Origin of the sequence: Archangium sp. Cb G35, assembly GCF_001896145.1 — a bacterium.
GTDB lineage: Bacteria > Myxococcota > Myxococcia > Myxococcales > Myxococcaceae > Archangium > Archangium violaceum.
The window spans coordinates 155,875-180,709 of record NZ_MPOI01000013.1 but is presented as its reverse complement, the minus strand read 5'-3'; the positions used below and the strand labels follow the sequence as shown (position 1 = coordinate 180,709).

General features: G+C 69.1%; 23 protein-coding genes. 11 read left to right on the top strand and 12 right to left on the bottom strand.

Features of this window, described 5'->3' with window-relative positions:
• Positions 1 to 2: 2 nt before the first annotated feature.
• Together BO221_RS53010 and BO221_RS35490 are read right to left on the bottom strand one after the other, a co-directional pair.
• Positions 3 to 1,271, bottom strand: coding sequence for a hypothetical protein (locus BO221_RS53010; RefSeq protein WP_143195879.1), 1,269 nt, complete (start codon positions 1,269 to 1,271; stop codon positions 3 to 5).
• Positions 1,211 to 2,194, bottom strand: coding sequence for a site-2 protease family protein (locus BO221_RS35490; protein ID WP_073565297.1), 984 nt, complete (start codon positions 2,192 to 2,194; stop codon positions 1,211 to 1,213). The genes BO221_RS53010 and BO221_RS35490 overlap by 61 nt, the downstream gene beginning before the upstream one ends.
• Before the next feature lie 209 nt (positions 2,195 to 2,403).
• Between BO221_RS35490 and BO221_RS35485 the strand changes: the two genes are divergently transcribed.
• The 3 genes from BO221_RS35485 to BO221_RS35475 all read left to right on the top strand — a co-directional run bounded on the left by BO221_RS35485 (position 2,404) and on the right by BO221_RS35475 (position 4,398).
• The gene (locus tag BO221_RS35485; RefSeq protein ID WP_043412830.1) at positions 2,404 to 2,754 is read left to right on the top strand and encodes a hypothetical protein; all 351 of its coding nucleotides are present in this window, start codon (positions 2,404 to 2,406) and stop codon (positions 2,752 to 2,754) included.
• 74 nt (positions 2,755 to 2,828) lie between these two features.
• Positions 2,829 to 3,599, top strand: coding sequence for a hypothetical protein (locus tag BO221_RS35480; RefSeq protein WP_073565296.1), 771 nt, complete (start codon positions 2,829 to 2,831; stop codon positions 3,597 to 3,599).
• An 85-nt stretch (positions 3,600 to 3,684) separates the two neighbouring features.
• Positions 3,685 to 4,398: an HAD family hydrolase gene (locus BO221_RS35475; RefSeq protein WP_073565520.1), complete on the top strand. Its 714-nt coding sequence runs from the start codon at positions 3,685 to 3,687 to the stop codon at positions 4,396 to 4,398.
• Between the two features lie 3 nt (positions 4,399 to 4,401).
• Here BO221_RS35475 and BO221_RS35470 read toward each other — a convergent pair whose 3' ends face one another.
• The 3 genes from BO221_RS35470 to BO221_RS55055 all read right to left on the bottom strand — a co-directional run bounded on the left by BO221_RS35470 (position 4,402) and on the right by BO221_RS55055 (position 5,448).
• Positions 4,402 to 5,004 carry a nucleotidyl transferase AbiEii/AbiGii toxin family protein gene (locus BO221_RS35470; RefSeq protein WP_143195878.1) on the bottom strand — a complete coding sequence of 201 codons (603 nt, stop codon included), beginning with the start codon at positions 5,002 to 5,004 and terminating at the stop codon, positions 4,402 to 4,404.
• Positions 5,001 to 5,201 (bottom strand): hypothetical protein, encoded by a 201-nt coding sequence (locus tag BO221_RS54230; protein WP_143195877.1) that lies wholly within the window; start codon positions 5,199 to 5,201, stop codon positions 5,001 to 5,003. The genes BO221_RS35470 and BO221_RS54230 overlap by 4 nt, the downstream gene beginning before the upstream one ends.
• 76 nt (positions 5,202 to 5,277) lie before the next feature.
• Positions 5,278 to 5,448, bottom strand: a complete 171-nt coding sequence (locus tag BO221_RS55055; protein ID WP_158079966.1) for a hypothetical protein — start codon at positions 5,446 to 5,448, stop codon at positions 5,278 to 5,280.
• Between the two features lie 98 nt (positions 5,449 to 5,546).
• Between BO221_RS55055 and BO221_RS35460 the strand changes: the two genes are divergently transcribed.
• Both BO221_RS35460 and BO221_RS35455 read left to right on the top strand, forming a co-directional pair.
• Positions 5,547 to 6,545: a lipid kinase gene (locus tag BO221_RS35460; RefSeq protein ID WP_233166398.1), complete on the top strand. Its 999-nt coding sequence runs from the start codon at positions 5,547 to 5,549 to the stop codon at positions 6,543 to 6,545.
• 74 nt (positions 6,546 to 6,619) lie between these two features.
• Positions 6,620 to 9,478: a carboxypeptidase regulatory-like domain-containing protein gene (locus BO221_RS35455; protein WP_073565293.1), complete on the top strand. Its 2,859-nt coding sequence runs from the start codon at positions 6,620 to 6,622 to the stop codon at positions 9,476 to 9,478.
• A 142-nt stretch (positions 9,479 to 9,620) separates the two neighbouring features.
• Here the strand turns inward: BO221_RS35455 and BO221_RS35450 are convergent, their stop codons facing one another.
• The gene (locus BO221_RS35450) at positions 9,621 to 10,394 is read right to left on the bottom strand and encodes an alpha/beta fold hydrolase (RefSeq protein WP_073565292.1); all 774 of its coding nucleotides are present in this window, start codon (positions 10,392 to 10,394) and stop codon (positions 9,621 to 9,623) included.
• Between the two features lie 138 nt (positions 10,395 to 10,532).
• On the opposite strand from BO221_RS35450, the gene BO221_RS56595 reads away from it, so the two are divergent.
• Entirely contained in the window at positions 10,533 to 12,815 is a 2,283-nt protein-coding gene (locus tag BO221_RS56595) for a vanadium-dependent haloperoxidase (protein ID WP_233166397.1), read from the top strand.
• Between the two features lie 13 nt (positions 12,816 to 12,828).
• Here BO221_RS56595 and BO221_RS35440 read toward each other — a convergent pair whose 3' ends face one another.
• The 4 genes from BO221_RS35440 to BO221_RS55585 form a co-directional block, all read right to left on the bottom strand.
• On the bottom strand, positions 12,829 to 13,608 hold the full coding sequence (locus BO221_RS35440) for a DNA/RNA non-specific endonuclease (RefSeq protein ID WP_073565291.1): 780 nt from the start codon (positions 13,606 to 13,608) through the stop codon (positions 12,829 to 12,831).
• A gap of 279 nt (positions 13,609 to 13,887) precedes the next feature.
• Positions 13,888 to 14,919, bottom strand: coding sequence for a heat-inducible transcriptional repressor HrcA (gene hrcA / locus BO221_RS35435; protein ID WP_073565290.1), 1,032 nt, complete (start codon positions 14,917 to 14,919; stop codon positions 13,888 to 13,890).
• Between the two features lie 163 nt (positions 14,920 to 15,082).
• Entirely contained in the window at positions 15,083 to 16,183 is a 1,101-nt protein-coding gene (locus BO221_RS35430) for a tetratricopeptide repeat protein (protein WP_073565289.1), read from the bottom strand.
• A 22-nt stretch (positions 16,184 to 16,205) separates the two neighbouring features.
• The gene (locus BO221_RS55585) at positions 16,206 to 17,408 is read right to left on the bottom strand and encodes a hypothetical protein (protein WP_073565288.1); all 1,203 of its coding nucleotides are present in this window, start codon (positions 17,406 to 17,408) and stop codon (positions 16,206 to 16,208) included.
• 186 nt (positions 17,409 to 17,594) lie between these two features.
• Here BO221_RS55585 and yedA point away from each other — a divergent pair, with 186 nt between their 5' ends.
• From yedA to BO221_RS35410, 3 genes are all read left to right on the top strand, one after another.
• Entirely contained in the window at positions 17,595 to 18,515 is a 921-nt protein-coding gene (yedA, locus tag BO221_RS35420) for a drug/metabolite exporter YedA (RefSeq protein ID WP_233166396.1), read from the top strand.
• Between the two features lie 188 nt (positions 18,516 to 18,703).
• Complete coding sequence (glnA, locus tag BO221_RS35415) at positions 18,704 to 20,125, top strand: type I glutamate--ammonia ligase (RefSeq protein WP_073565286.1); 1,422 nt, start codon at positions 18,704 to 18,706, stop codon at positions 20,123 to 20,125.
• A gap of 171 nt (positions 20,126 to 20,296) precedes the next feature.
• On the top strand, positions 20,297 to 20,623 hold the full coding sequence (locus tag BO221_RS35410; RefSeq protein ID WP_198956254.1) for a hypothetical protein: 327 nt from the start codon (positions 20,297 to 20,299) through the stop codon (positions 20,621 to 20,623).
• Between the two features lie 1,201 nt (positions 20,624 to 21,824).
• Here BO221_RS35410 and BO221_RS55580 read toward each other — a convergent pair.
• Positions 21,825 to 21,971 carry a hypothetical protein gene (locus BO221_RS55580; protein WP_198956253.1) on the bottom strand — a complete coding sequence of 49 codons (147 nt, stop codon included), beginning with the start codon at positions 21,969 to 21,971 and terminating at the stop codon, positions 21,825 to 21,827.
• A complete protein-coding gene (istA, locus tag BO221_RS35405) occupies positions 21,968 to 23,212 on the bottom strand; it encodes an IS21 family transposase (RefSeq protein ID WP_083681843.1) in 1,245 nt (414 codons plus the stop codon). The genes BO221_RS55580 and istA overlap by 4 nt, the downstream gene beginning before the upstream one ends.
• Positions 23,213 to 23,350: 138 nt before the next feature.
• On the opposite strand from istA, the gene BO221_RS56590 reads away from it, so the two are divergent.
• Positions 23,351 to 24,163, top strand: coding sequence for a hypothetical protein (locus BO221_RS56590; protein ID WP_233166395.1), 813 nt, complete (start codon positions 23,351 to 23,353; stop codon positions 24,161 to 24,163).
• Between the two features lie 10 nt (positions 24,164 to 24,173).
• Positions 24,174 to 24,797 carry a pentapeptide repeat-containing protein gene (locus BO221_RS35395; protein WP_073565283.1) on the top strand — a complete coding sequence of 208 codons (624 nt, stop codon included), beginning with the start codon at positions 24,174 to 24,176 and terminating at the stop codon, positions 24,795 to 24,797.
• The last annotated feature ends 38 nt before the right edge of the window (positions 24,798 to 24,835 follow it).

Here is a 24,835-nt window from a genome sequence, read left to right as displayed (position 1 = left end):
CCCTACGGGGCTCCCGCCGTCAGCATCTGCTTCACCTGGGCGCCAATCATCACCGCCGCCGCCATCAGCAGCAGGAAGAGCACAGCCAGGCCCGCCGTCTTCAGCTTCGCGCGCTTGTCCGGCGGAGGCGTGGCCAGGAAGGTGGAGGTGGCCGCCGCCAGCCGCAGCACCTCCTCGCGCCCCCGCTTCGCCATGGCGTCCTCGGGGTTGCGGGCCAGCCGGATGCGGTACAGGCGGCCCAGCGCGGCGAGCTCCCCGCGCTCCGAGGACAGCGCCAGCACCTTGTCGTGGGCGCCCTTGCTCTCCCACAGCTCCACCACGCCCAACCACGTGGAAGCCACCGCCCCCGAGGGCCGGGACTCCTCGGGCCGGAAGCGCGCGTAGTCCAGGCCGCAGAAGGGGCACACCGTCGCGCCGTCCTTCTTCGGGCCGATGCACTTGGGGCAGAAGCCCGCCGGCGGCATGAAGGGGTCGTCCGATGACGGGGACGACAGCGCCGGAGAGGAAGGAGCGGCGGGCGCGGGCGTGTCCTGCACCACGCGCAGCTGGACGCCCGGGGCCTTGGCCGCCGCGGGCTCCGGGGCCACGGGCGCGGGCGTGGACTCGCCCCCACCGCGCGACTGCACCTCCGAGAGCCGCAACACCATCAGGTTGGACGCCGCCGCGGCCTCCGACATCGCCAGCCGGGGCGCCTGGCTCTTCGCAGCCACCGGCTCGGCGGCCGGTGCCTTCGCCGCCACCGGCTCGGGGGCGTGGAACTTCGTCACCACCGGCTCGGGCACCTGCGGCTTCAGCACCACCGGCATGGGCGCCGGGGTCTTCACCGGCTCTGCCGCCATGGGCACGGGCGTCTTCGCCGGCTCGGACTCCTTCGACTTGCGCCGCGTCTCCCGCGCCTCCGCCTCGATGGCCGCGAGGATCTCCGCCGGCACCGCGACGCGCCGGGTCGGCTCGTTCTCGATGGGGTCCGGCTCGGCCTCGCTCTGGCCGAGCATGATGACGGGCTCCGCCGTCTCCGACGATTTGGACGACTTGGACGCCTTCGGCTTCTTCGCCGGCTTGGAGGGGAGCTCGGCGCCTGGCTCCAACACCTGCTCGGGCACGCTGCGCATCTCCACCTTGCAGCGCGAGCATTTGACCACGAGCAGACCGTCCTCCATCCGGAACGACGCCGGTGGAACGAGCCGCTCGCAAGCCTCGCAGAAGTACTTCACCAGATCTCCATTCGGATGGGCACGGGCATGGCACACCCCGCCAGCGCGAGGAAGCATACCGCGCAGACCAGCTTCCGCCCGAGTCCCAAAGGCTCGGCTGGTCGGGTCACCTCCGGGTGACCGAATCCCACCACCTTGGAAGCCACCAGGAACCAGGGCCCCCAGGTGACCGTGTAGAACAGGGTGAGGAAAAGCAGCACCAGGGCCATGAGCTTGCCTATCCACCGGGCGTGCGGGCCCCAGAGGGCGTAGGAGAGGTGTCCACCATCGAACTGCCCCACCGGGACGAGGTTCAGCAGCGTCACCAGCAGGCCGAACCAGGCGGCAATCACCACCGGGTGCTCCTGGAGGGCCCTGCCGGGGGGCAGCGGCCCCACGACGAGCCACTTCAGCCCCTTCATCAGCAGCCCGTCCCCGAAAATCAGCAGGGCGTGCTGGGGGAGGGCGTCGCGGGCCGGGGAGGCCGGGGCCAGGGAGAGCTTCACCTGGAGCCACTGGAAGAAGTCTCCGCCCAGGCTCCAGAGGGAGGTGCGGCCCGGGAAGGAGCTGGACACCACGGGCACCTCCACCACGGGTGAATGGGCCAGGCCCCAGAGGAGGAAGGGCAGGGCCACCAGCAGGCCGGCCAGGGGCCCGGCGGCGCCGATGTCCACCAGGGCGTTGCGGGTGGGGATGCGGCCGCGGATGCGGATGACGGCCCCCAGGGTGCCCACCCCGAGGTACGGCAGGGGGATGAAGTAGGGCAGCGACGCGTCCACGCCGTGCAGGCGCGCCAGCACGTAGTGCCCCATCTCGTGCGCTCCGAGAATGGTCAACAGCGCGACACTGAAGGTCAGCGCCTCGGTGAGGCGGGCGCTCCACGGCAGCGACGCTCCGAGGAAGAGGCTGTCGAAGGTGAGCGAGGTGGTGCCGACGGTCAGCACGAAGAGCAGCAGGTGCAACCACGGACGGTCAACGACTCGGGCGGGGGCGCTCTCCATGGAATGGAAGGGGGTAGCCACGGCTGGCCGGTATTTCAATGCGGCCCGGCCCCCAGTGGGCTGGGCCAGATGATCGAAAGATCCATTGCTTGACTTGAAAGGCGCCTTTGCTACGACGGCCCGGCAGCTTGAAGACCCATCGATCTGTTGGGGGCCTGGTCTATCGGATGGTCAGCGCGCCCCAGCGACCAACCGGAGGGAAGCACCCGATGAAGAAGGCGATTGTTTCGGCGATTCTGGCGAGCAGCCTGGTGGCGTGCACGAGCGTGGAGACCGCGGTGGTCTCGGGCAACGAGGTGTCCGCTGCCGGTGGCGAGCCCATCGCCGTCATCCAGGGCACCGCGCTCGGCCTGACCGCCATCTTCCACGTGATCGACCTGGTGCAGAGCGACCTGGACACCGTGGTGAACAAGCTCCTGGTGGCCGAGGCCAAGGCCATGGGCGGCAACAAGATCCAGCTGCTGGGCGCCGGCACCACGCCGCGTCACGGTATCTTCGCCCTCACCGGCACCATCATCGGCTTCCCGATGTCCCAGGCCACCGGCGTGGCGGTGAAGTAGTCAGTCTCCACCGTTTGCACGTAGTGTGCGAAGGCCCCCTGGCGACAGCGGGGCCTTCTGCTTTTTCAGCGCTCATGTCCGCCGCCCGCCACCTGCCCCTGCTCCTGCTCGTCCTCGCCGGCTGCCGCCGGGGTGAGGACTCGTCCACCCTGCTCGCCGATGCCCGGCAGCGCCTGGCCGCGCGCGACGGCAAGCTCACCAGCTACGCGCTGGCGGGCACCGCGCGCGAGGCGGGCCAGACGATGGACTTCCAGTTCGCCTACCGGGCCCCGCAGAAGATGTTGGGGACGCTGGGCACGCCGGCCGTGCGGGCCTTCGCCTGGGACGGGGAGCACCTCTTCGAGCGCGACGACGTGGCGAAGAAGTTCCGCACCTATGACGGAGGGGTGGGGCCCGAGGAGCGGGCGGGCGTGCTCACGGGGCTCTTCGCCCCCTTCACCCCCGAGGGCTTCCGCGTGCCGCTGCTGCCGGGCCAGGGGGTGAGCGCGCGCCGGACGCAGCACCCGAAGGGCCCCGAGGCGGTGGAGCTGACGGTGAAGCCCGCGGGCACGGACGTGGAGGTGACGTACGTGCTGCGCTGGCCGGCCATGGACTTCCTGGGCAAGCGCACCCGGAGCGGCGGGGACACGGCGGAGCTGCGCGTGGAGGAGGAGCACTGCGAGCAGGCTCTCGGGCTGTGCGTTCCCAGGCGGCTGACACAGTGGGGCGGCGGACAGCAGGTGGCCGAGACGACCCTGACGCGCGTGGAGCTCAACCCGGCCCTGCCCGCGGAGACGTTCTCGCTCAGCGCGCCTGGGGGTTACGACGTTGAGACGAAGACGCTCGCGGCGCTCGGGGGGCGGTAGGGCGCGCGGACGCATCCGGACGGGGTTGATGGGCTCGGAGGGCATCCCCACCTTCCCCACCGGGAAGGAGCGCGAGGTCATGGCCCTGGTGCAGAACGTCATCTTCGATGTGGATGGCACGCTGGTGGACTCGGTGGATGAGCATGCCGAGGCCTGGAGGCGGGCCTTCCTGGAGTTCGGCCGCGACGTGCCCTTCGCCCACGTGCGCAGCCAGATTGGAAAAGGCGCGGACCAGCTGCTGCCCGTCTTCTTCACCGAGGACGAGCTGGAAAAGTTCGGCCAGGAGCTGAGCGACTTCCGCTCCACGCTCTTCAAGCGCGAGTTCATGCCGAAGCTGCGCCCCTTCCCGCGGGTGCGCGAGCTGTTCCAGCGGCTGCGCAAGGACGGGCTGCGCCTCGCGGTGGCGTCGAGCGCGAAGGGAGACGAGCTCGAGTACTACCTGCGCCTGTGCGGCATCCAGGGGATGCTGGACGGGGAGACGTCGAAGGATGACGCGTCGAAGTCGAAGCCGCACCCGGACATCTTCGAGGCGGCGCTGGAGCGGCTGGGCCGGCCGGATCCGCGCGGCGTGGTGGTGATTGGGGACACGCCCTACGACGCGCTGGCGGCGAGCAAGGCGGGGATTCCCACGGTGGGGGTGCTGTGCGGAGGCTTCCCGGAGGAGGACCTGCGCACGGCGGGATGCCGCGCCATCTACAAGGATCCAACGGACCTGCTGGCGCACTACGAGTCCTCGCGAGACACCTGGCCGTGGGCCGCGGACGCGGTGGCCGCCGCCAAGGACGAGGAGCCGCGCTGACGGCTACGCGAAGCCGAGTTCCGTCAGCAGGGGCTCCAGGGCCGCGCCGAGCCCGTGGCGGGTGCACACGTCACGCAGCTCGGCGAGGTTCATGTGGTCCCGGTTGCGTTCGAGGAGTTCGAGAACGTCGTTCGTCGACTTTCGCCCTCCCGCGTAGAGCTTCAGGGCGATGAGGTAGGGCAAGCTGACGACACGCAACGGGCTCTCCGGGCTCAGCTCCACCTTGGCTTCGCGGAGGGCGTCCCGGGCCAGCACGGTGCAGTCACGCGCTCCAGGCCAGGGGTTGTAGAAGTTGACGACCTCCACGCGTTCGAAGTCGTCGCCCTTCACGCGAAGGACACCTCCGAGCGAATCGCTCGCATCGGGCGCCTCGAACTGGACTTCGAAGCCTTCCCGGCGAAGCGCGTCTTCCAGACGGCGGAACAGGGGAAAGGGATCGGTATTCGTGGCGAGGTCGAAGTCCCGCGTCGCCCGTGGATAGCCATGAGCGGCAAGAGCCGCCGCACCAATAACAGCTGCCGGAATCTCATACTGTTGCAGAATCCGGAAGACCCGCTCGGCCACGACAACCGTTCGTTTCGCTCGTTCGGACGCCGTCGAACTCACCGCTCCCCTCCTCTTTCCGCGCGTGACCGCGATGGCGCTTCCAGCAGCAGGGAAACTTCACCCAACTCCAGCGCCAGCAGGACTCGTTCCATCGGAGACATCGCAAAGGTCTCCTCGAACTCGCGCCGCCGCGCGGCGTCCGCGCTCTTGCTCGGCCGCTGGCCATAAAGTCCTCGGGTCGCCGGAACGTCACTCACGGAGCAACTCCTTCGCCTCACCCTTTCGCGGCATCCTCGCACCCATACGTGCAACGAAGAGCGATACCGACACAATCTAGTGCCATCCTCGATGGGGACCCAACAGAACGACAACCTCCGTCGATGCCTCCACCGAGACGCTCACCTCCATGAGCGCCAACATGAGCGCCGAGGACGTGGACACCGCCATCGAGCCCACCTCCAGCGCCGCATCATCGAGGGCCAGGGCGCCAACTGAACTGAACACCCCTCGCTCCCTCCCCTGCCCTGGGAGGGACGAGACGGGGGTGCCCAGGCGTACACTGTCCTCCTGGCTGCTCCGATCGCTCGTGCGCACCCTTGCTGATGATGGCCAGCGAAGCGTCTCCAGAAGTCGCACTCACGAAGCCTCCCAAGCGCGGTGCCCTCGACGATGGGCCCGCGCTCCTCGTCGTGAACAGCAAGTGCCGCATGGGCAAGGAGGCCTTCCCGGCCGCACGCGAGGCGCTCGCGGCCCGAGGCATCCCCCTGGCGGCCTGCCACCGGCTCTCGCGCCAGAAGCACATGGACCGGGTGCTGCGCGAGGCCATGGACGCCGGCGTCCGGCGCATCTTCATCGGCGGCGGCGATGGCACGCTGAACGCCGCGGTCCAACAGCTGCTCGGACGCGACGTGACGCTGGGTGTGCTGCCGCTGGGCACGGGCAATGACTTCGCGCGCTCGCTCGGCATCGCGCCCACGCTCGAGGCCGCTTGCGACGTCATCGCCGCGGGCTACACGGCACGCGTGGACGTGGGGCTCGCCAACGGACGGCCCTTCCTCAACGCGGTGAGCCTCGGCCTGGCCTCCGCCATCGCCCGGCGGCTCACGCCCCAGCTCAAACGGCGCGCCGGCAAGCTGGCCTACCCCGTGGCGGCCGTCGCCGAGCTCTGGGAGCACCAGCCCTTCCACGTGCGAATGAGCACCGACCGCGGCGAGATGGAGCTGGACGTGCTCCAGCTCGTGGTGGGCAATGGGCGCTACCACGGCGCGGGCAACGTGGTGACGCCCGAGTCCCGCCTGGATGACCGCCGCCTGGACGCCTACACCATCGCCGCGCCCTCGGCCGAATCCGGACGCGAGGGCACCGGACTGGGACACGTGCAGGACGTCTCCACCCTGGCGCGCATCGCCCTGTCCCTGCGCCGGGGCGAGCACGTGAGTCACCCGGCCGTCACCTCGGTGCACAGCACGCACCTGTACGTGGATGCGCAGCCCGCGCAGGACATCAACGCGGATGGGGAAATCATCGGCCACACGCCGGTGCGTTTCGAGCTCGCTCCCGCCGCCCTGCGCGTCTACGCGCCCGCGCCCACCCCGCACTGAGCCGGGATTTCGGCGCGGGCCACTTTCACGGGTAGTCTCACCCAGGGGAGCCGTTCATCCCCGCGGAGAAGCCCGTGCGCCAACGACCCCTCTTCCCGCTCATCGTGGCCGCGGCCCTCTCGGTGGCGGCGCTCCTCCTGCTGTGGCTCCGCCCCACTCTGGGAGAGACGCCCGGCACGGCGGCCATGAGCCCCCGGGCCACCGCGCGCCCGGGTGCCGCTGGCACCACACCGGCTCGCGCATCGCCGCGCCCCACACCACCGCTCGAGGTGCCCGCGACGCTGGCTGATGGCAGCTTCGTGGTGCGGGTGAGGGCCTCGGGCGCGCCCGTGCCAGGAGCGAGGGTACGGGCCTGGTTGAAGGGGCCGGAGGACGGCTCGGGCCAGCCCTCGTGGCGCCGCGCGGGTGAGGGAACGACGGGAGAGGAAGGCACGCTGCGTCTGCCCGCCGCCCCGGGCCTCTACCTCCTCAGCGCCCAGGCGGAGGGCCACGCTCCCGCGAGGCGCGAGGTACCCCGGCACCAGGGCGAGCCCGAGACGGTGGTGGAGCTGTCCCTGCCCGCGAGCGCCTCGCTGCGTGGGCGCACGGTGGCCGAGGGCAGCGGGGAGCCCGTGCCCCTCGCGGAGCTGACGCTGCGCCCCTACACCGAGCCGGGAAGCCCCTCGGCCCGGGCGCACGCGCTGCCCGAGGAGGTGGCGGTGGCGACGAGCGACGCACGGGGGCATTTCGACTTCACGGGGCTCGCGCCGGGCCGCTACGAGCTGGTGGTGGAGGCCCCGGGCTTCAGCCGCCGGACATTGCGCTTCGTCGCGGTGCCCGCCTCGGGTGAGCTGGAGGTGGGGCTGTGGCCCGCCTCCACGCTGGAGGGATTCGTGGTGGGCGCGGACGGACAGCCGGCGCCGGACGCGGAGGTGCGGGTGCTGGGAGGGCCCACGGACTTCCGCACCACCACGGGCGCGGGCGGAGGCTTCTCCCTGGAGGTGTCTGGCGGGACGTACTGGGTGGTGGCCCGGAAGGGCGGCCAGGTGGGACGGGCGCCGGGCTTCATCGTGGTGGGGCCGGGAGAGACGGCGCGCGACATCACGGTGCGGCTCGGGGCCTCCGGGCACCTCGTGGGAACGGTGACGCGCACGGCGGACGCGGGGCCCGTGGAGGATGCGTGGCTGGTGGCGAGCCCGGCCGGTGCCGGGGGTGAGCTGGGCCGCGCGCGGACGGACGCCTCGGGCCAGTACGCGCTGGAGCTGCCGCCGGGAGACTACGACGTGAGGGTGCTGGCCCCGGGCCTCACGGACACCTCGGGCCAGGGGCTGGTGGTGGAGGCGGACCGGTACACCGTGGCGGACTTCCGCCTGGAGGGCACCACGTCGGTGGAAGGCACGGTGGCGGATGGCCAGGGACGGCCGCTGGCCGGAGTGAGCGTGCGCGCGGGCCTGTTGCGCGGCGCCTCGGGCGAGGAGCTCTACACGCGCACCGACGCGGCGGGCGCCTTCCTGCTGGAAGGATTGCCGGTGGGCACGGTGCGGGTGCGAGCGAAGCAGGACGCCTCGGCCGTGTGGACGAGCCGCACCACGCAACTCACTCCGGGCGCACGGGGCCGGGTGGACTTCACGCTCTCGGAGACGGGCATGGTGCGAGGCCGGGTGACGCAGGCCTCGGGCGCGCCGCTGCCCGAGCCGGCCGTGGTGCGCGCGATGGCGAAGGAGGGCTCCGGTGGCGTACTGGACATGGGCCTCGCCGAGACGGACGCGGAGGGCCACTACCAGCTCGAGCTGCGCGCGGGCGTCTACCAGCTCACCGCCGTGCTGCCGGGAGCCCGTTACACCTACCGCCACGAGGACGACCCGGCGGTGACGGTGGAGCCCGGCACCTCGGTGACGATGGACCTCACGCTGCTGAACGAGCGCGGGCTGCACGGCGTGGTGCTGGAGCCCTCGGGAGCGCCGAGCCCTGGAGCCCTGGTGGTGGCGACCCAGGCGGGAGACTTCCCCTTGTCCATTCCCGTGGACGCGGACGAGGAGGGGCGATTCAGCGTCCCGCCCCACCCCCAGCCCACCCAGCTGACGCTGCAGGCGCACAACGCGGGCCGGCTCAGTGCTCCCCTGCCCATCCCGGAGGGCACGGGCGAGCTGAAGCTTCAGTTGCAGCCAGCGGCCACCCTTCGGGGACGCGTGGTGGCCCGTGGCGGCGCCGCGCCGAGTGGCTTCACGCTGCGGTTGCTGAACGCGGACGGCTCGGTGCCGGCATGGGCTCGCGAAACACAGCGGACGTTCCCCGGCAGCGAGTTCCTCCTCACCGATGCCCCGGGACAACCACTGAAGGTGAGCGTACGCACCACGGATGGGCGCACGGGCGAGGCACAGGTGACGCTCTCGCCGGGACAGCGAGCGGAGGTGGAGGTACCGCTGACGGGCGGTGCGGCCTCCATCTCTGGGCGGGTGGTGTGGAGCCCCTCGGCAGCAGCGGCCGCGGGAGTAGGCCTCTACCTGGACCGGGCACCGGGCTCGGCGTCGGATGCACGCTCGGGACCCGACGGGCGCTTTCGCCTGGAGGACGTGACGCCCGGGACGCACACCGTGCAGTTGCTCGCGCCGGAGGGCAAGCCGGAGACGCGCACCGTGACGGTGGCCGCGAGCGAAGCGGTGGACCTCGGCGACGTGCAGGTGACGGCGCGCAAGGCGAACGCGGGCAGCGTGGGCGCGGGCTTCAGCGACAACCAGGGGCAGGTATCCATCGCGTGGCTGACGCCGGAGGGGCCGGCGGCCCGGGGTGGCGTGCGCGTGGGGGACCGGCTGCTGTCCGTGGATGGGCAGGTGGTGCGCAGCCGCACGGAGGCGGAGCGCCACACCCAGGGCGCACCTGGCACGCCGGTACAGGTAACGGTGCGGCGCGAGGGCGGAGCAGAGCAGACGCTGCTGTTGACCCGAGCCGATTGAGCCCAATCTCCGTCATGCGCTGACACCGCGTCAATTTCCCCTCGCCCTCCGGGAGAGGGACGGGGTGAGGGTATCGGGCGAACCCGGGTTGGACCCCTGCCCACAGTACGTGCCACGGGTTGAAGAACAGGCCCGGACACCCTCACCCCGGCCCTCTCCCGAGGGGAGAGGGAATATTGAGGAACTCCAGGGCCATCTCGCGGAAGCGCGGGGCCATCGGACCGAACACAGGGCCATGCCCCCCGTTCGGCACCACCCACAGCGCCGCGCGCGGAATGGCCGTGTACATCTCCACCGCCAGGTTCACCGGATACAGCGGATCCCTGTCCCCGTGCACGATGAGCGTGCGGGCGGAGATCGTCGACAGGTACGGCGGCGTGAAATTCATGTCGTCGTAGCTGTCCTTGAGCGCCCGCATCTGCGCGTACAGCGCGCGAATCTGCTCATCGCCGTGGACGTGCTTCTGCCGCAGCATCGCCCACTCCCCATCGCTCAAGGTATCCGCGGTGCTCCGCGCCATGATCTCGCGGGCCTGCGAAGGAAAGTACGGAGTCGCGCTCACGAGCACCATCGCGTCGACGCGCGCCGGCTGAGCGGTCGCCACATGCAGCAGCGTCTTGGCGCCCATGCTCATCCCAATGGCCTTGAAGCGCTCGACGCCGAGGAGATCCATCAACGCGAGCACATCACGCGCCACCTGACGGAAGGTGAGCGTCCCGGAGGGATTCGTCGAGCGTCCGTGGCCGCGCAGGTCCGGCACGATGACCTGGTATCCCTCGAGGGGCGCATCGAAGACATAGCGCCAGTCACTGCCCGCGCCCGTGCCACCGTGCAGCAACACCAGTGGCTCACCGTCCCCACGAACCTCGCAGTGCATTTCGATACCGTTGAGCTCGAACGTCCGCGCCACGTGCATGCGTGCCCCTCCATTGCATTGCCAGGAATTGGACATACCACTGGACCATCTCATTCCAAACACATATCATCTTTCCACGCTCTCAAACCATGTCAGACCCGAAGCCGAGAATCGCCAGACAGCACCTCGAGGTGTCCCATGGCGAAGGCGCAGACGCTCACCGACAACTTCAATGACAATTCGCTCAACAGCTCCAAGTGGGCGGCCTACGGGCCCGTCCAGGAGGTGAATCGCCGCCTCGAATTCAGACCGGACGGAGGCATCCCGAGCTACGCGGGGTGCAGGGCCACCGCCGCGTATGACCTGACCGACTCCTTCTTCCACATCGAGGTCAGCCAGGCCCTGCTGCAGTCGGTGCCCGCGACCGGGACGGCGTTCTTCGCCAGGGGGACGGGGACCGAGAGGGTCATGTTCGTCGCGGGAGGCGGCGAGCTGTTCTGCCACCTGAACGGGGCGATTCTCGCGCGCGTGCCCTACGACCCGGAACGCCACCGCTGGTGGCGCATGCGCGAGTCCGCGAGCGTACTCCATTGGGATGTGTCGGCCAACGGGCGGGAGTGGACCGTCCTGGTTGGCAAACAGCTGGATGCCGCGCTCCGGACCGCTCTCACCACCCTCACCGTCGAGTTCCAGGCGGGCTGCGACCAGCCGACCGCCTCCCCGGGCGTGGCCATCTTCGACTCCTTCAACACCCCCCCGGAGCGCCTGCCCCGGCGCGTGGAGGAGCGGCGCCTGTCCGCGCGGGCCACCCGCGAGAAGGCCACCCGGCTCGCCGCCGAGCGTCACCACCCCGAGCACTTCAACAACAACGACGAGGTCAACTACCCGGACCGTCCCTTCATCGGCAGCTTCTCCAAGGGCCTGAAGCACGACACCGCCGGAGATCCGGATCCCATCTCCTACGGCTCGCTGCTGCGTGCCCTGGAGAGCCAGGACCCGGGTGACTTCGAGGAGATCCTCCAGCCCTCGGGGGCGGTGAAGCTCGTCAATCCGCAGGCCGGCCTCGCCTTCGAGCTGTCGGGCCCGGACCCCCAGGCCGTCACCCAGCCGCCCGCGCCGCGCTTCGACAGCAAGCGGGCCGCGGCGGAGATGGGCGAGCTGTATTGGATGGCGCTCGCCCGCGACGTCCCCTTCATCAACTACGCCTCCGAGGCGGGCACCGCCAACAGCATCATCGAGCGCTCCATCCGCTCGCTCGGCACCGAGTTCCCCTTGTTCGGCGGCACACCCACCGTCACCGCGCAGAACCTCTTCCGCGGCATCTTCCCGGGCGAGCAGGTGGGGCCCTACGTCTCCCAGTTCCTCTGGAAGGGCAACAGCGACCCGCGCAAGCCCGATGGCCAGGGACGCGACGCCGACGAGGGCTTCATCACCTACGGCTCCCAGGTCATCGACCAGCGCCAGTGGACCGTGAAGGGCTTCCCCGAGATTGGGGCCGCCGCCGATTACCTGACCCAGTTCGCCACCTGGCTCGCCGTGCAGAACGGCCGGGATGACCGGGGCAAGGATCAGTTCGACACCACGCGCCGCCGCTTCATCCGCAACCTGCGCGACGGGGCCCAATACGTCCACTTCGACCAGGTGGTGAACGCGTACCTGAGCGCCGCCTTCCTGCTGCTCTCCGAGCCCCTGGGCAATCAGCTCGCGGGCATGGGCGCCAGCCGGCCCCAGGTGGACAAGGAGTTCCCCTGCGACCAGGGCAACCCCTATGACCCGCCGGGCACCGCGGGCGACTCGCGCACCCAGGTGGGCTTCACCACCTTCGGACCCATCCACCTGATGCAGCTGCTCGGCGAGGTGTCCGGAAGGGCCGGGCGCGCCGTGTGGTGGCAGAAGTGGGGCGTGCACCGGCGGCTGCGTCCCGAGGAGTATGGCGGGCGCGTGGACAACCACCTGTCCGGCCGGCGCACCTACCCGCTGGACACGTCCATCCTCAACTCACTGTCCACCGGACTGCTCAGCCCGTACTTCTCCGAGCGCTGGGGCTCCTTCCTCCTCCCGCAGGCCTACCCCGAGGGCGCCCCCCTCCACCCCGCCTATGGCGCGGGCCACGCCACCCTCTCCGGTGCGTGCGCCACCATGCTCAAGGCGTACTTCGATGAGACCGCGCCCATCGAGAATCCCCTCATGGCCAACGCGGACGGCACCGCCCTGGTGCCCTACACGGGGGCCGACGCCGCGCAGATGACGGTGGGCGGCGAGCTCAACAAGCTGGCCGGCAACATCGCCCTCTTCCGCGGCGCCGCGGGCGTCCACTGGCGCACCGACTACTGCGAGTCCCTCCTGCTCGGAGAGCGCGTGGCCCTCGGGCTCCTGTGCGAGCTGAGCCTCACCCACAACGAGGACGGCGCCTTCTTCCAGCTCACCCGGTTCGACGGCTCCCGCGTCCGCGTCGTCGACGGACGCGTGGAGCCCGCATGAGGCGGGCGACGGCTCAGTTGCAGCCCTGGTTCGTCAGCCAGGTCACGCCACGGTTCTTCTCGTTCGTGCCGTTGGAGCCGCCGTAGTCCGTGTTCGAGAAGGACAAGGCCACGTAGCTGCCCGAGGACTGGTTCCGGAGCTCCATCGTCATGTTGTTGGGGATGAGCGCGGTGGAGTTGGGGTAGTTCGCGCCGATGTAGTAGCGGATCCGGCCGCTCGGCAGGCTCCCGCACCTGGCCATCTTGTTCTCGAGCGTCACCCAGTTGCCCCGGTTGAAGTTGGCGTCCTGGGGCACCAGGTTCGCCCGGCCACCCCAGCCCCCGAGCTGCGAGCCGATCATGTGGCCCCCGTCGTAGTCGTTGCTGGGGTTCTCCGCGTCGCCCCACTGCCCCACGTTCAACTGGCAGGAGTCGATGCGCGCCGCGGCGACGATGGGCGGCAGGTACTTGTACGCCCGGCTCGGCCGGCCCGAGCCGTCGATGAGGTAGTACTCGCCGTCGAAGTTGAACCAGATGTTCCGGTCGCCCGACGCGAAGTACTTCGGACAGTCGCTGATCGCCTCCTCGGTGACCCTCCCGCGCACCACGTAGCCAAGGCCGTAGACCTTCAGCGCTTCGCGGATCTCCTCCTCCGAGTGGCTCTGGAAGAACTCCATGAGGCCGTCCGGACCCCCGAAGTCCTGCTCCATCTGACTGGCGACTCCGTCGCCCCCCAGGTCCGTCTCCGAGACTCCACAACCGCCGAGCAACAGGCCAGACACCACCGCGACCGCGAGCTTGTTCAGGGGGCGCATTCTTTTGGGTCCTTCCTCAGGGGGTTTGCTGCTTCCGGGTTCTCGACTATCGAGAAAGTGAGAGCCGGATTGCAACAATTGTGAGAAAGTCGCGCCAGAAAGTTCTTATGCAAAAAACACGCCGAAACAGCAATCCCTGGAGAAGCCGTGGGAGCTCACGCGCGTGAAACGGCGACGGGCCGCTCCCGAGACTCCCGGGAGCAGCCACGAAACGTCCGAAGATGAAGGGGAAGGACGACCCTCACCCCCGCCCTCTCCCAGAGGGAGAGGGAGTGGGGCTCAGGCCTTCTCGAGCGCCATCGACAGCACCTGGGCCGTGAAGTTCACCAGGGGGATGATGCGCTGATAGTTCATGCGCGTGGGCCCGATGACGCCCACCGTGCCCAGCACCTGCTCGCGGCTGCCGTAGGGGCTCGCGATGACCGTCACGTCACCGGCCGAGGAGAACTCGCTCTCGGTGCCGATGAAGATCTGCATCTCGCGCGCGCGCTGCACCCGGTCCAGCAGTGACAGCAGCTTGTGCTTCTCCCCGAGCGCCTTGAAGAGCGCGCGCATGCGCTCCACGTCGGCGAACTCGGGCTGCTCCAGGAACGAGCCCGTGCCCTCGATGAGCACGCGCTCGCCCGTCTGGAGATCCGTGGCGGCCGCGCCCAGCTTGAGCGCCTTGGACGTCAGCGCGTTGTAGAGCGCCTGCTCCTGGTCCAGCTCGGTGCGGATGCGCTCGCGCGCCTCCTCCAGCGTCACCTCGTGGAGCAGCTCGGAGAGGTAGTTGCTGGCCTTGAGCAGCTCGTCCGAGGTGATGGGGAAGTCCACCACCAGCAGCTTGTTGTGCACCTGGCCGTTCTGCCCCACCAGGATGGCGAGCACCCGGTCCTCGCGCAGCCGGACGAATTCAATCCGCTGGAAGATGGCCACGTCCGGGCGCGGGGTGACGACGACTCCCGCGTGCCGGGTGAGCGAGTGCAGCAGCCGCGAGGCCTCGGACAGCAACTCCTCCATGCCCGACTCGTGCGCCAGCCCGGCGTGGATGAGCTCCCGGTCCCGCGGCGCGGGATCCTTCAGCCGCACCATCGTGTCCACGTAGAAGCGGTAGCCACGGTCCGTGGGCACGCGGCCGGCGGAGGTGTGGGGCTTCTCGAGGAAGCCGAGCTCCTCCAGGTCCGCGAGCACGTTGCGCAGCGTGGCGGAAGAGACGTCGAACTCCGGGCGGCGCGCCAGGTGCTGACTGCCGACCGGGCCGCCGGTGGAGATGTATTCCTGAACGACAGCGCGGAGGACCTCCTTCTCGCGCTCTCCCAGTTCCTCGGACATCCTTGTCTCACACTCCCCAACGACGACGCGTCACCCGGACTGGGTGAAGACGTCGAGAATGCCCTGAAACATTAAGAAGGTGGAGGGAACGGTTCAATCCCCGCCCCCCCAGCGAGCGGGCGAGGAAGCCCCCCTCGGGCGCCCGTACCTGTCCACACACGGCTCAGGGCTGCCGGGCGCGGCAGGCACGGTCCAATTCATTCATAAGCCTGGGCTCCAGGGCGCGCGTCGTCCGGGGGGACAGTGTCCGGAAGTGTCGGCACCGCTCCTCGAGGTCCTTCTCCTGCCGGAAGTAGCGGCTCATGACGTCCGCCGCCTCGTCCACCCGGCCCTGCTTCAGGTGGAGGCGCTGCAGCGCGAGGTACGGCTCCGCGGGCACGGGGTTCTCCTGAATCTGGCGCTCCAGTTCCTGGATGGCGGCCGCGTCCCGGCCCTGACGCTCCAGCTCCATCGCGCCCTCCATGCGGGGCGTGCCGGTGCAGGCGGCCCGGATGCCACGCAGTTGCTGGGCGAAGCGGGCGCCGATGCGCTCGTAGGGGCCGAGGTCCACGGCCTTGAAGATCTGGCAGCGCTCGGAGCGGGGCTCGTTGGCGGTGGCGTCCCAGACGGCGTCGTATACCTGGGCGGCTTCGCGCACGCGCCCGGCCGCGGCGAGCCTGTCGGCGAACTGGATGTCCTCCAGGGCGACCTCGCGGCCCTCGTAGGGGCGGACCGAGAGGTGCGTGCGGTACTCGCGCACGGCCTCGTCCACCTGTCCCTGGGTGAGCAGCAGGCCGGCCAGGTCCTTGTGGGCCTCGGGGTGCTTCGGGGCGAGCTCCAGGGTGCGGCGCAGCAGCCGGAGGCGGGTGTCCGGGTCGCGCGTGAGGACGCTGAGCCCGTAGTAGGGCCGGGCATCCGGGACGCCCAGGTCCACCAGCTGCTGGTAGAGTTCGAGCGAGCGCTGGCGGAGGCGGGCGCGCTCGGGAGAGCCCTCGCGCTGGCGGAAGGCCTGGTTCCAGACAGCATCCGCGAGTGCGAGCTGCGCGTCGAGCTGGCGCGGGTCATCGCGCACGACGGCCTCCAACTGGCGCACGGCCTTCTCGCACGTGGCGTCGTCGAAGGACTCGGCCTGGCAGCCCTCCTGGTGGAGTTGCAGGGCCGCCCGGGCAGCCGGAGAGACGGGCGCGGGCACGTAGCGGGGAGGCGCGGTGCGAGGCTGCTGGGCCCACGCCGCGGAGGACAGGAGCACGCAACAGGCGAAGAGACGGAAGCGAAGGGAAGCCATGGGCATGTTTCCTTTCCGGGCCTCAGCGCTGGACATGGACGTGGTCGGCGGCCGGGCTGTCGCACGCGAGGAAGAGGGTGGCGCCGCGCTCGGTGAAGGAGTCGCGCTCGCCGACGACGGCGTCTCCGGCGGCCTCGACGATGCACATCAACTGCTGCGGCGTCTTGCCGGGGATGGGCATGCGGCGCGGGTCGATGTCCAGCGCACTGCCACGGGTGTGGCGGCTGTTGATGGTGGCGGAGCCGGCGGCGCGGTTGCGCTGCGGGTTGCGGAAGGCGCTGCTGACGAAGTCCTCCAGCTTCACCTTCGTCTCGCGGTTGTTGGCGCGTGTGTCTGCGATGCCATTGGGCCCGGCGAGGATGGAGCCGGCGCACCGTCCGCCCACCAGGGGGCCCGAGCAGACATCATCCCCCTGGGGGTCCGTGTCCCCGAGCGCGCCCACGGTGAGGATGGGCGCTCCGGGCGACACCACCACCGTCTTCGGCGTCAGGCCGCGCGTGCCCGCCGGTTTCTCCTGCACGTCGTTCTGGAGCAGGGCGCGGACGCGCTCGTCCATCTGGTCCAACAGGCGCGAGAGCCCACCAGCCTCGGACTCGGCGATGACGGTGTAGTTGCCGGTGTTGAGGACGGGGCGGCCGGGAATGGAGATGAGGGCGCGGCCCGGCTGGAAGCGCGTGCCGAAGTCCAGGTACTCCTGCCGCAGCACATCGTCCTCCTCCTGGCGGAGGAAGGTGGTGGGGGGCAGACGGACCTCGAGCGTCTCCCCGCCCTCCAGGGGCAGCGAGGCCACCAGCTCGTACTCCAGCGGCGGATTGGGCTCGCGGTTGCCCCGGGTGCCCACGCGTGAGCTGGCATTGAAGACGGCCTCGGCTCCCTCCTTCGAAGCCGGAGTGGAGGGCCCGGTGTGGGCTCCCACCGGCTGGAGGCTCCACTGGATGCGCGACTCCAGGTCCTCCGCATTGCGGACCCGGCCGCGCGCGGTGATGGACTCGCCCGTGACGAAGGAGGTGCCCGAGGCCTCCGCGCCCTCACCGCCCACGGTGAGGCCGAGCACCTCCAGGACGATCTCCTTCCCCTCCCGCTGGCCGGAGTCCTGGCCCAGGGGCGCGGGCTCTCCGGAGCCTCCCGTGCCCTCCTCGCCCGGACGCTTGGAGCACGTACAACCCGCCAGCACCATCGCCATGCAGGCGAACCACACCCGCCAGCCCGTCTGGGTTTTGCTCACGGTCCTCTCCTCCCCCCGCCACCGTAGAAAGCGCCTTGCGCGCGCCTCTATCGCCCTCCGGGACGGGTGTCGCAGAACTGACGCACCCGGCGGCGGATGTGAGGCAGGCAGCCGAGCACTGCCCCGCAGGGTAGGCCGAGGAATTACATCGCCGGGTAAAAGGCACGGCGTTAAAAGCGCGGCGCCGTGTCCTCCGCCACCTCTTCGATTCCCACCGCGGCGATGCCCGCGGAGTCCACCCCCGCGGACCCCAACCGCGGGATGCTCCTGTTCTGCCTCTTCGCGCTCTACGTCGTCTGGGGCTCGACGTACCTGGCCATCCGCTGGGCGCTGCAGGGGGGCTTCCCGCCCTTCCTCATGGCGGGCATGCGCTTCCTGCTGGCGGGCCTCATCCTCTACACGGTGCTGAGGGTGCGCGGGTACGCCAACCCCTCGGCGCGCGAGTGGGGAGCGGGGGCGCTCATCGGCACGCTGCTGCTGGTGATGGGCAACGGCAGCGTGGTGTTCGCGCAGCAGTACGTGCCCTCGGGCGTGGCGGCGCTCGTGGTGGGCAGCGTGCCCTTGTGGGCGGCGCTCTTCGGTGGACTGTTCGGCCAGTGGCCGGGACGTGCCGAGCGTTGGGGCCTGGCCATCGGCTTCTGCGGCCTCATCCTGCTCAACCTCGGCAGCGACATGAGCGGCAACGTGTGGGCGGCCTTCGCGCTGCTGCTGGGCCCCATCACGTGGGCGTTCGGCTCCATCTGGTCGCGCAAGCTGCCCATGGCCCAGGGGCTCATGTCCACCGCCACGCAGATGCTCACCGGCGGCGCCCTCTTCCTGCTCGTCAGCTTCCTGTCCGGCGAGCGCCTCACCGCCGTGCCCGAGCCGCGCGCCCTCAGCGCCTTCGTCTACCTGGTGTTCTTCGGCTCGCTGGTGGCCTTCAGCGCCTACGGCTACCTGTTGCGCAACGCGCGGCCGGCGCTCGCCACCAGCTATGCCTACGTCAACCCGATGGTGGCGGTGCTGCTGGGCACCTTCTTCGCGGGCGAGTCGCTGAGTACCTGGGGGATGCTCGCCATGGGCGCCATCCTCGGCTCGGTGGTGCTGCTCACCCGCGCGAAGCGCTGAAAACCCCGCCTGGACGGGCCCGGCATCAAGCCCGAGTGTCGTCACTTTGACGTGGCACCCCCGCGCACTGACTCGGGGCGGGCGGAGTGTCACGCCCCGCGCACGTTGCTCTTTCCTCTAGAGGGGGTCGTTCCTAGTGTCCGCGGCGCACTGGGAGTACCACCCGGCGGAAAAGGACAGCGCCCCCTATGACGAACAAGACGGCGAAGGACGTGCTCTCGTACGCGAAAGAGCACGGCACGCAGATGGTGAGCCTGCGCTTCATCGACTTCATCGGCCGCTGGCGCCACTTCGCGGTGCCGATGCACGAGCTGAACGAGGGCATCTTCGAGGAGGGCCTGGGCTTCGACGGCTCGTCCATCAAGGGTTGGCTGGAGATCCACAACTCGGACATGCTGGTGATGCCGGACCCGAACACGGCGGTGATGGACCCATTCACGCAGACGCCCACGCTGGTGCTGCTGTGCAACGTGAGCGATCCCATCACGAAGGAGCAGTACATGAGGGATCCGCGCAACATCGCGGCGCGCGCGGAGAAGTACCTCAGGAGCACGGGCCTGGCGGACACGGCGTACTTCGGGCCGGAGGCCGAGTTCTTCATCTTCGACGGGGTGCGCTACAGCACGGAGCCGCACCACATGTTCTTCGAGGTGGACTCCATCGAGGGCGCGTGGAACACGGGCCGCGAGGAGCCGGGTGGCAACCTCGGCTACAAGCCGGGCTTCAAGGACGGCTACAACGCGGTGATGCCCACGGACGCGCACAACGACATCCGTGACGAGATGTGCAGGATTCTGGGTGAGGTGGGCATCACGGTGGAGCGCCAGCACCACGAGGTGGCGACGGCGGGCCAGTCGGAGATCGACTTCCGCTTCGACACGCTGGTGAAGACGGCGGACAACCTGATGTGGTTCAAGTACGTGCTGAAGAACGTGGCGGCGAGGCACGGCAAGACGGTGACGTTCATGCCCAAGCCCCTGTACGGGGACAATGGGAGCGGCATGCACACGCACCAGTCGTTGTGGAAGGGCGGCAAGCCGCTGTTCGCGGGCGAGGGCTATGCGGGCATGAGCGAGATGGCGCTGCACTACATGGGCGGCATCCTGAAGCACGCGCGGGCGCTGGCGGCCATCTGCAACCCGACGAACAACTCGTACAAGCGGCTGGTGCCGGGGTACGAGGCGCCGGTGAACCTGGCGTACTCGAGCCGCAACCGGAGCGCGTCCATCCGGATTCCGATGTTCAGTGCGAGCCCGAAGGCGAAGCGGCTGGAGTTCCGCTCGCCGGATCCGAGCTGCAACCCATACCTGGCGTTCGCGGCGCAGCTGATGGCGGGGCTGGACGGCATCGAGAACAAGATCGACCCGGGCGAGCCGCTGGACAAGGACATCTACGGGCTGTCGCCGGAGGAGCTCAAGGACGTGCCGAAGATGCCGGGCTCGCTGGAGGAGGCGCTGGACTGCCTGAAGAAGGACCACAAGTTCCTGCTGAAGGGGGACGTATTCAGCGAGGACTCGCTCACCAGCTGGATCGAGCAGAAGCAGAAGGAGGTGGATGCCATCCGCCTGCGTCCGCACCCGATGGAGTACCAGCTCTACTTCGACATCTGAGCCGCTGGAGTCAGCAGGCCCTGGAGTCCGCGGAGCCCACTTCCCCTCTCCCCCCGGGAGAGGGACGGGGTGAGGGTATCGAGCCCCCCGGATTGCACTCGGGGTGTATCCCGGAGAAACATGGGGAGCACCCCATCGCCCCCCATGTCCTTTCCACGCGAGTCCCCTGCATTGAAGAATGGGCCACTCACCACGCCGGATGGCCGTTACATCGTGGTGGAGGGGCAGCTCTGGCGACGCTCCAACCCCGCGCTCGGGCAGAAACAGCGAGCGCTGTTGGTGGAGGCGCTGATGCACGCGCGGCGGGACGTGGGCCTGGCGCTGCGGGCACATGACGAGGAGGCGGAGCAGAAGGCCCGAGCGCGTGTGCACCTGGCGAAGGTGGCGCTCGGGGAGCGAGGGCCGCCGTGGTGGACGGACGGCACCCCGGACTTCAACCGCCGCCGCGTGGAGAACACGCCCTACGCCGCGTGGTTCCGGACCCAGCGAGGCCGCTGAAGTCGAGCGCGCTACCACCGCCAGTCCCAGGCAAGCGGCCCCTGTCCCAGCATCGTCCGCGAGAGCGCGCCCGCTGGCACCACGCTCGTTCGTTGCCGTGGGAACCTGCTGGCATACGCTCCAACGGGCCCGACTGGAGCTTGGCCCCCGCGCTGACGAAAGGCTGTGACGATGCGCTTACGAACCTGGAGCGTGCTCCTGGTGCTGCTCACCGCCTGCGCGTTAKCCCAAACACCCAGGCAGATTATCCACGTGTTACGCACCCGTGCGCCGCTCTACTAGGATTGCTCCATTCGCGCTCGACTTGCATGTGTTAGGCACGCCGCCAGCGTTCGTTCTGAGCCAGGATCAAACTCTCCAATTTTAATTTGAAGTGTTTTGAACCGGCATCATCGGGGTCCGGCTAAGGAACTCCCGACTCGCTGTTCAGGGCACCCCGGAATCGACTCACGCCGACTCTCTTGAGGTGCCATTTAGAATTGACTGCGGTTTCCGCAATCGTCTTCTTCTTGGGCTTGCTATTTGGTTTTCAAAGACCGAGCCGCTTGTTGCTGCCGCGACTTGTGTGCTACCGTGTTTCCACTTCTTCGCTGCACCCGCTTCAACCTCGGGGGCCGCATTCTTTATTCTGAAGCTGCTTTTCTGTCAAGCGGCCGTTGCCGCTCCGTTTCGCTGCTTCGTCTCGTCTGGATTCAACCTGGCACCGTGGCGCCTTGCTGTTTCCTGTCGAGGGGGCGCGGAACCTACTTCGTTACCGCGTCTCGTGTCAACTTGCTTCGTCGACTCTTTCTTCCGCCTCGCTTCGGCTTTCGCCGCTTCGAGGGGAGGCGGCTTCTATCACCGCCGCGTTGGGAGTCAACTTCGCTCGCCGACTTTTTTATTTCGTCTTTCACTGCTTCGGCCGGGGATCTCCGTCGCCAGTGCGACGTCGCCTTTCCGTCCGAGGGGCGCGGCTTCTATCACCGCCGCGTTGGGAGTCAACCGCCTTCGTCGACTCTCTTCTTCCCTCCAACCTGGCCTCGCCGCCGTTGCGGCTTCCGCCTTGTCGAGGGGCGCGGCTTCTACCACCGCCGCGTTGGGAGTCAACTCCGCACTGCCGACTCCGTATTCCTTCTTCAGCCCGTCCGGATCACCCGACCGCCAGTGCGGTTTCGCCTTTCCGTCCGAGGGGGCGCGGCTTCTATCACCGCCGCGTTGGGAGTCAACACACTTCATTCGACTTCATCTTCCCGCTGGGCTCGGTGCGCGCCGCCTCCGCCAGCAGCGCGTCCAGCCGCTCGACCAGGTGTCCAAGGCGCAGCCGCTCCAGGTGCTCGAGCACGCGCGCGTGGATGAGCTCGTGGCTCATGCGGCACCTCGCTTCCCGGCATGCTCCACCACGGCGGCGTAGTCCTCCAACGAGCGCCCGTGCACGGCCAGCTTGGAGCTCCCCTCAACGGGCTCCACAGTGCGCGGCCGCCACAGGCCCTCCCAGTGCGCCTCGTCGACAACACGGGCGTGCGGCTCCTTGCCGCGTGCGTGGGTGGCCACCAACTTGCCGGCGTGGAAGATGCGCACCTGCTGCTCGCCCACCTGCACCTCGACGCTCTCGCGCACCAGCCGGTGCGGCACGCTGTAGCGCACCGTGTCTACGTCCACGAGCGCGTCATTGGCCACCTTGCGCTTGAGCCTCTGCTGGCGGCGTGGCAACGGACGCGAGGGCAGCGGGCGCAGCGCGGCCTTCTCCTCGCGCTCAAACCTGTCGAGGGGGCGCTCGTGCGTGGTGCCGTGCACGCGTGCATCCGCTTCGGCCATCCACTCCTCCAGGTGCCTCTCCATCGCGCCGAAGGAGTCGAAGCCCCTGCCCGCCAGCGCGTTGCGCTTGACGTATTTGACGCCCGACTCCGTCTTGCCCTTGGTGCGCGCGCGGTACGGCCCGCATGCCTTGGGGGTGACGTCCCAGTCCCGGCAGAACTCCACCCAGGCCGGGTGGAAGCGCACGGTACCGGCCTGCCTGTCGTGCTCGTCGACGAGTGGCCGRGCGTTGTCCCCGAGCACTTCCAGCGGCACGCCTCCGAAGTGCACGAAGGCCGCGGCCACGCCCTCGCGCCAGTCGTCTCCGCGCTGATTGAGGAAGGCGCGCACGAACAGCCGTCGCGAGAAACTCAGCACCGCCACCAGCAGGAACACCTTCACCAACTGCCCGCCCAGCAGCACCTTCTTCTCACCGAAGTCCACCTGCATCTGCTGTCCCGGCTTCGTCTCGAAGCGCACCGTGGCCACCTGTGCCGCGTGCACCTGCCGCCGTYTCTCCTCCACCGCTCGTTGCACGGTGCGCACGCTGGCCTCCACGCCCTCCTGGGCCAGCAGCGCCTTGACGACGACGGCGTTGCCCTCCGCCGCTCCATTCCACAGCTCCACCGCGCGCTGCTGCTCTTCCCCGGTGAGCCGCCGCGCCTTGGGCCGCACCTGCTTGTCGGCCGCGCTGCCCGCGCGCAGGTAGCGCCTCACCGTGTTGCGCGCCACGCCCACCTCGCGCGCTATCCGCTTGTGGCCCCAGCCCGCCTCCGCCAGCACGCGGATGCGTCGCACCACTTCCTGCTCGACCATCGGCACCTCCGCCGCGCGGGGTGCCACAACTGCTGCCGTCTCTCCCATCGAGGTTACCTCCTTGGTGTGGAGGCCCCGGGAGGGGGTCAGTTTTAGTGTCGCCAGGGGGTCAATTTTGCTGTCGCTCTACAGGCCCGCATGGCGAACCGGGCCCACGAGGCCACGACGTTCGCGGAGCTGCGTGAGGCGGGTGAGGAATTCGGACGGTTGATTGGCCAGGATGCGGCCCGGGCGATGATTCTGGCCGTGGCCACTTTGAGCGGGCGCACGCTCGGCGACGTGGTGGCGCGGGTTCGCTCACTGCCGAGGCTGAACCTGATGCAGGCACAGTGGGAGGCCCAGGGTCTTCATGTGCCAGTGCCGGTGGCCGTGCAGGAGGCCGTCGCGGTGGAGGTCGTGGCTGACTCGAGCCGTGCCCTCGCGGTGGTGACGTCGCCCCAGGCGGCTCTCGCGGGAGCCATGCTCAATCAGAACAGCTCCACGGGAGCGCCTGGCGGTCATACAGGCACCATCGAAATCAGACACCGTGGCGGCAACGTGCAGGTCATTCTTGGCAATGGCCAGCGATGGCATCTCCCGCGCGGAAAGTGGCTCGATGACATCCCGGTCGAGGACAAGCTGGGTGACGAGTTGCAGGCGGCGGCACGGCGATTCGCACGCGAGTGGGGTCCACATGAGCTCAGCATCGCGGAGCGAGCGGCGATCAGCAGGGCACGTGCGTCGGGGAACGCGAAGAGTGCCGCGCATCTGGAAGGACTCGCGCGCGGACGGTGGGTGCATGAAAAGATGAAGAATCAGTTCAGGCAGCTCACGTGGAGCCCCCAGGGCGTCGATGCGGTGGATCCACGGCCGGGAGGGTTGAAGTACGAGATACTCTCCGGGACGGCGCAAAACTTCGGAGTACACGGTCGGCGGATGGCCACCGAGTTCTTCCGGATGATCTTCTTCTGAGGGCGCGGAGATGTGGCTCGGAAACATTATCTATGAGGACCGGGAGATCGCGGACGAGCGGTTGGAGTTGAAGGCGGAGGCGGATCGCCTCATCTACCTCGGGCCGAACCTGTCGCTGCGGCGGTGTACGGTCGTCATCCGCGTGCCCTCGAGCCGGCTGCTGATCAGCCCGATGCGTCTCATCGACTGCACCATCGAGGTGAAGCAGGAGTTGAAGAACAAGTCCTGGACGTGTGCGGCGCTGAAGGGGTGCCATTTCAAGGGGCGCATGGTGGGGTGCGACTTCGGCCCATGGCCGGGAAACGCAACGGGGTGGGAGCAGGGAGCTGTCGAGGATTGTGACTTCTCCGAGGCCCGCCTGGACCAGTGCCGCTTCCATGGCTGCGACATGCGGACGGTGCGACTGCCGCGGTGGCCCTGCTTCACCATCCTCGACCCCATCGGCCACGGGCGTGAATTGACGAGCGTGGAGTGGCCGGGCTCCTTCATTCCGGTCATCTTGGAGGGGCCCTACAAGGATGTGCCCTCCACAGTCGCGGTGACCTACTACGCGCCAGCCGAGGCGAAGCGAGCCGGCACCACCGAGGCGGAGCTCAAGGCCGCGATTGAGCGGTTCGACTTCATCGTCCGGTGAGTACTGGATCAGTCAGCGTCACTCCTCGGGATCGAGCA

Bases quoted from the DNA above. Each gene is read 5' to 3' on its own strand.
- BO221_RS53010 (WP_143195879.1), bottom strand. From the start codon at position 1,271: ATGCTTCCTCGCGCTGGCGGGGTGTGCCATGCCCGTGCCCATCCGAAT.
- BO221_RS35490 (WP_073565297.1), bottom strand. From the start codon at position 2,194: ATGGAGAGCGCCCCCGCCCGAGTCGTTGACCGTCCGTGGTTGCACCTG.
- BO221_RS35485 (WP_043412830.1), top strand. From the start codon at position 2,404: ATGAAGAAGGCGATTGTTTCGGCGATTCTGGCGAGCAGCCTGGTGGCG.
- BO221_RS35480 (WP_073565296.1), top strand. From the start codon at position 2,829: ATGTCCGCCGCCCGCCACCTGCCCCTGCTCCTGCTCGTCCTCGCCGGC.
- BO221_RS35460 (WP_233166398.1), top strand. From the start codon at position 5,547: ATGATGGCCAGCGAAGCGTCTCCAGAAGTCGCACTCACGAAGCCTCCC.
- BO221_RS35450 (WP_073565292.1), bottom strand. From the start codon at position 10,394: ATGCACGTGGCGCGGACGTTCGAGCTCAACGGTATCGAAATGCACTGC.
- BO221_RS56595 (WP_233166397.1), top strand. From the start codon at position 10,533: ATGGCGAAGGCGCAGACGCTCACCGACAACTTCAATGACAATTCGCTC.
- BO221_RS35440 (WP_073565291.1), bottom strand. From the start codon at position 13,608: ATGCGCCCCCTGAACAAGCTCGCGGTCGCGGTGGTGTCTGGCCTGTTG.
- hrcA (WP_073565290.1), bottom strand. From the start codon at position 14,919: ATGTCCGAGGAACTGGGAGAGCGCGAGAAGGAGGTCCTCCGCGCTGTC.
- BO221_RS35430 (WP_073565289.1), bottom strand. From the start codon at position 16,183: ATGGCTTCCCTTCGCTTCCGTCTCTTCGCCTGTTGCGTGCTCCTGTCC.
- glnA (WP_073565286.1), top strand. From the start codon at position 18,704: ATGACGAACAAGACGGCGAAGGACGTGCTCTCGTACGCGAAAGAGCAC.
- BO221_RS55580 (WP_198956253.1), bottom strand. From the start codon at position 21,971: ATGAGCCACGAGCTCATCCACGCGCGCGTGCTCGAGCACCTGGAGCGG.
- BO221_RS56590 (WP_233166395.1), top strand. From the start codon at position 23,351: ATGGCGAACCGGGCCCACGAGGCCACGACGTTCGCGGAGCTGCGTGAG.
- BO221_RS35395 (WP_073565283.1), top strand. From the start codon at position 24,174: ATGTGGCTCGGAAACATTATCTATGAGGACCGGGAGATCGCGGACGAG.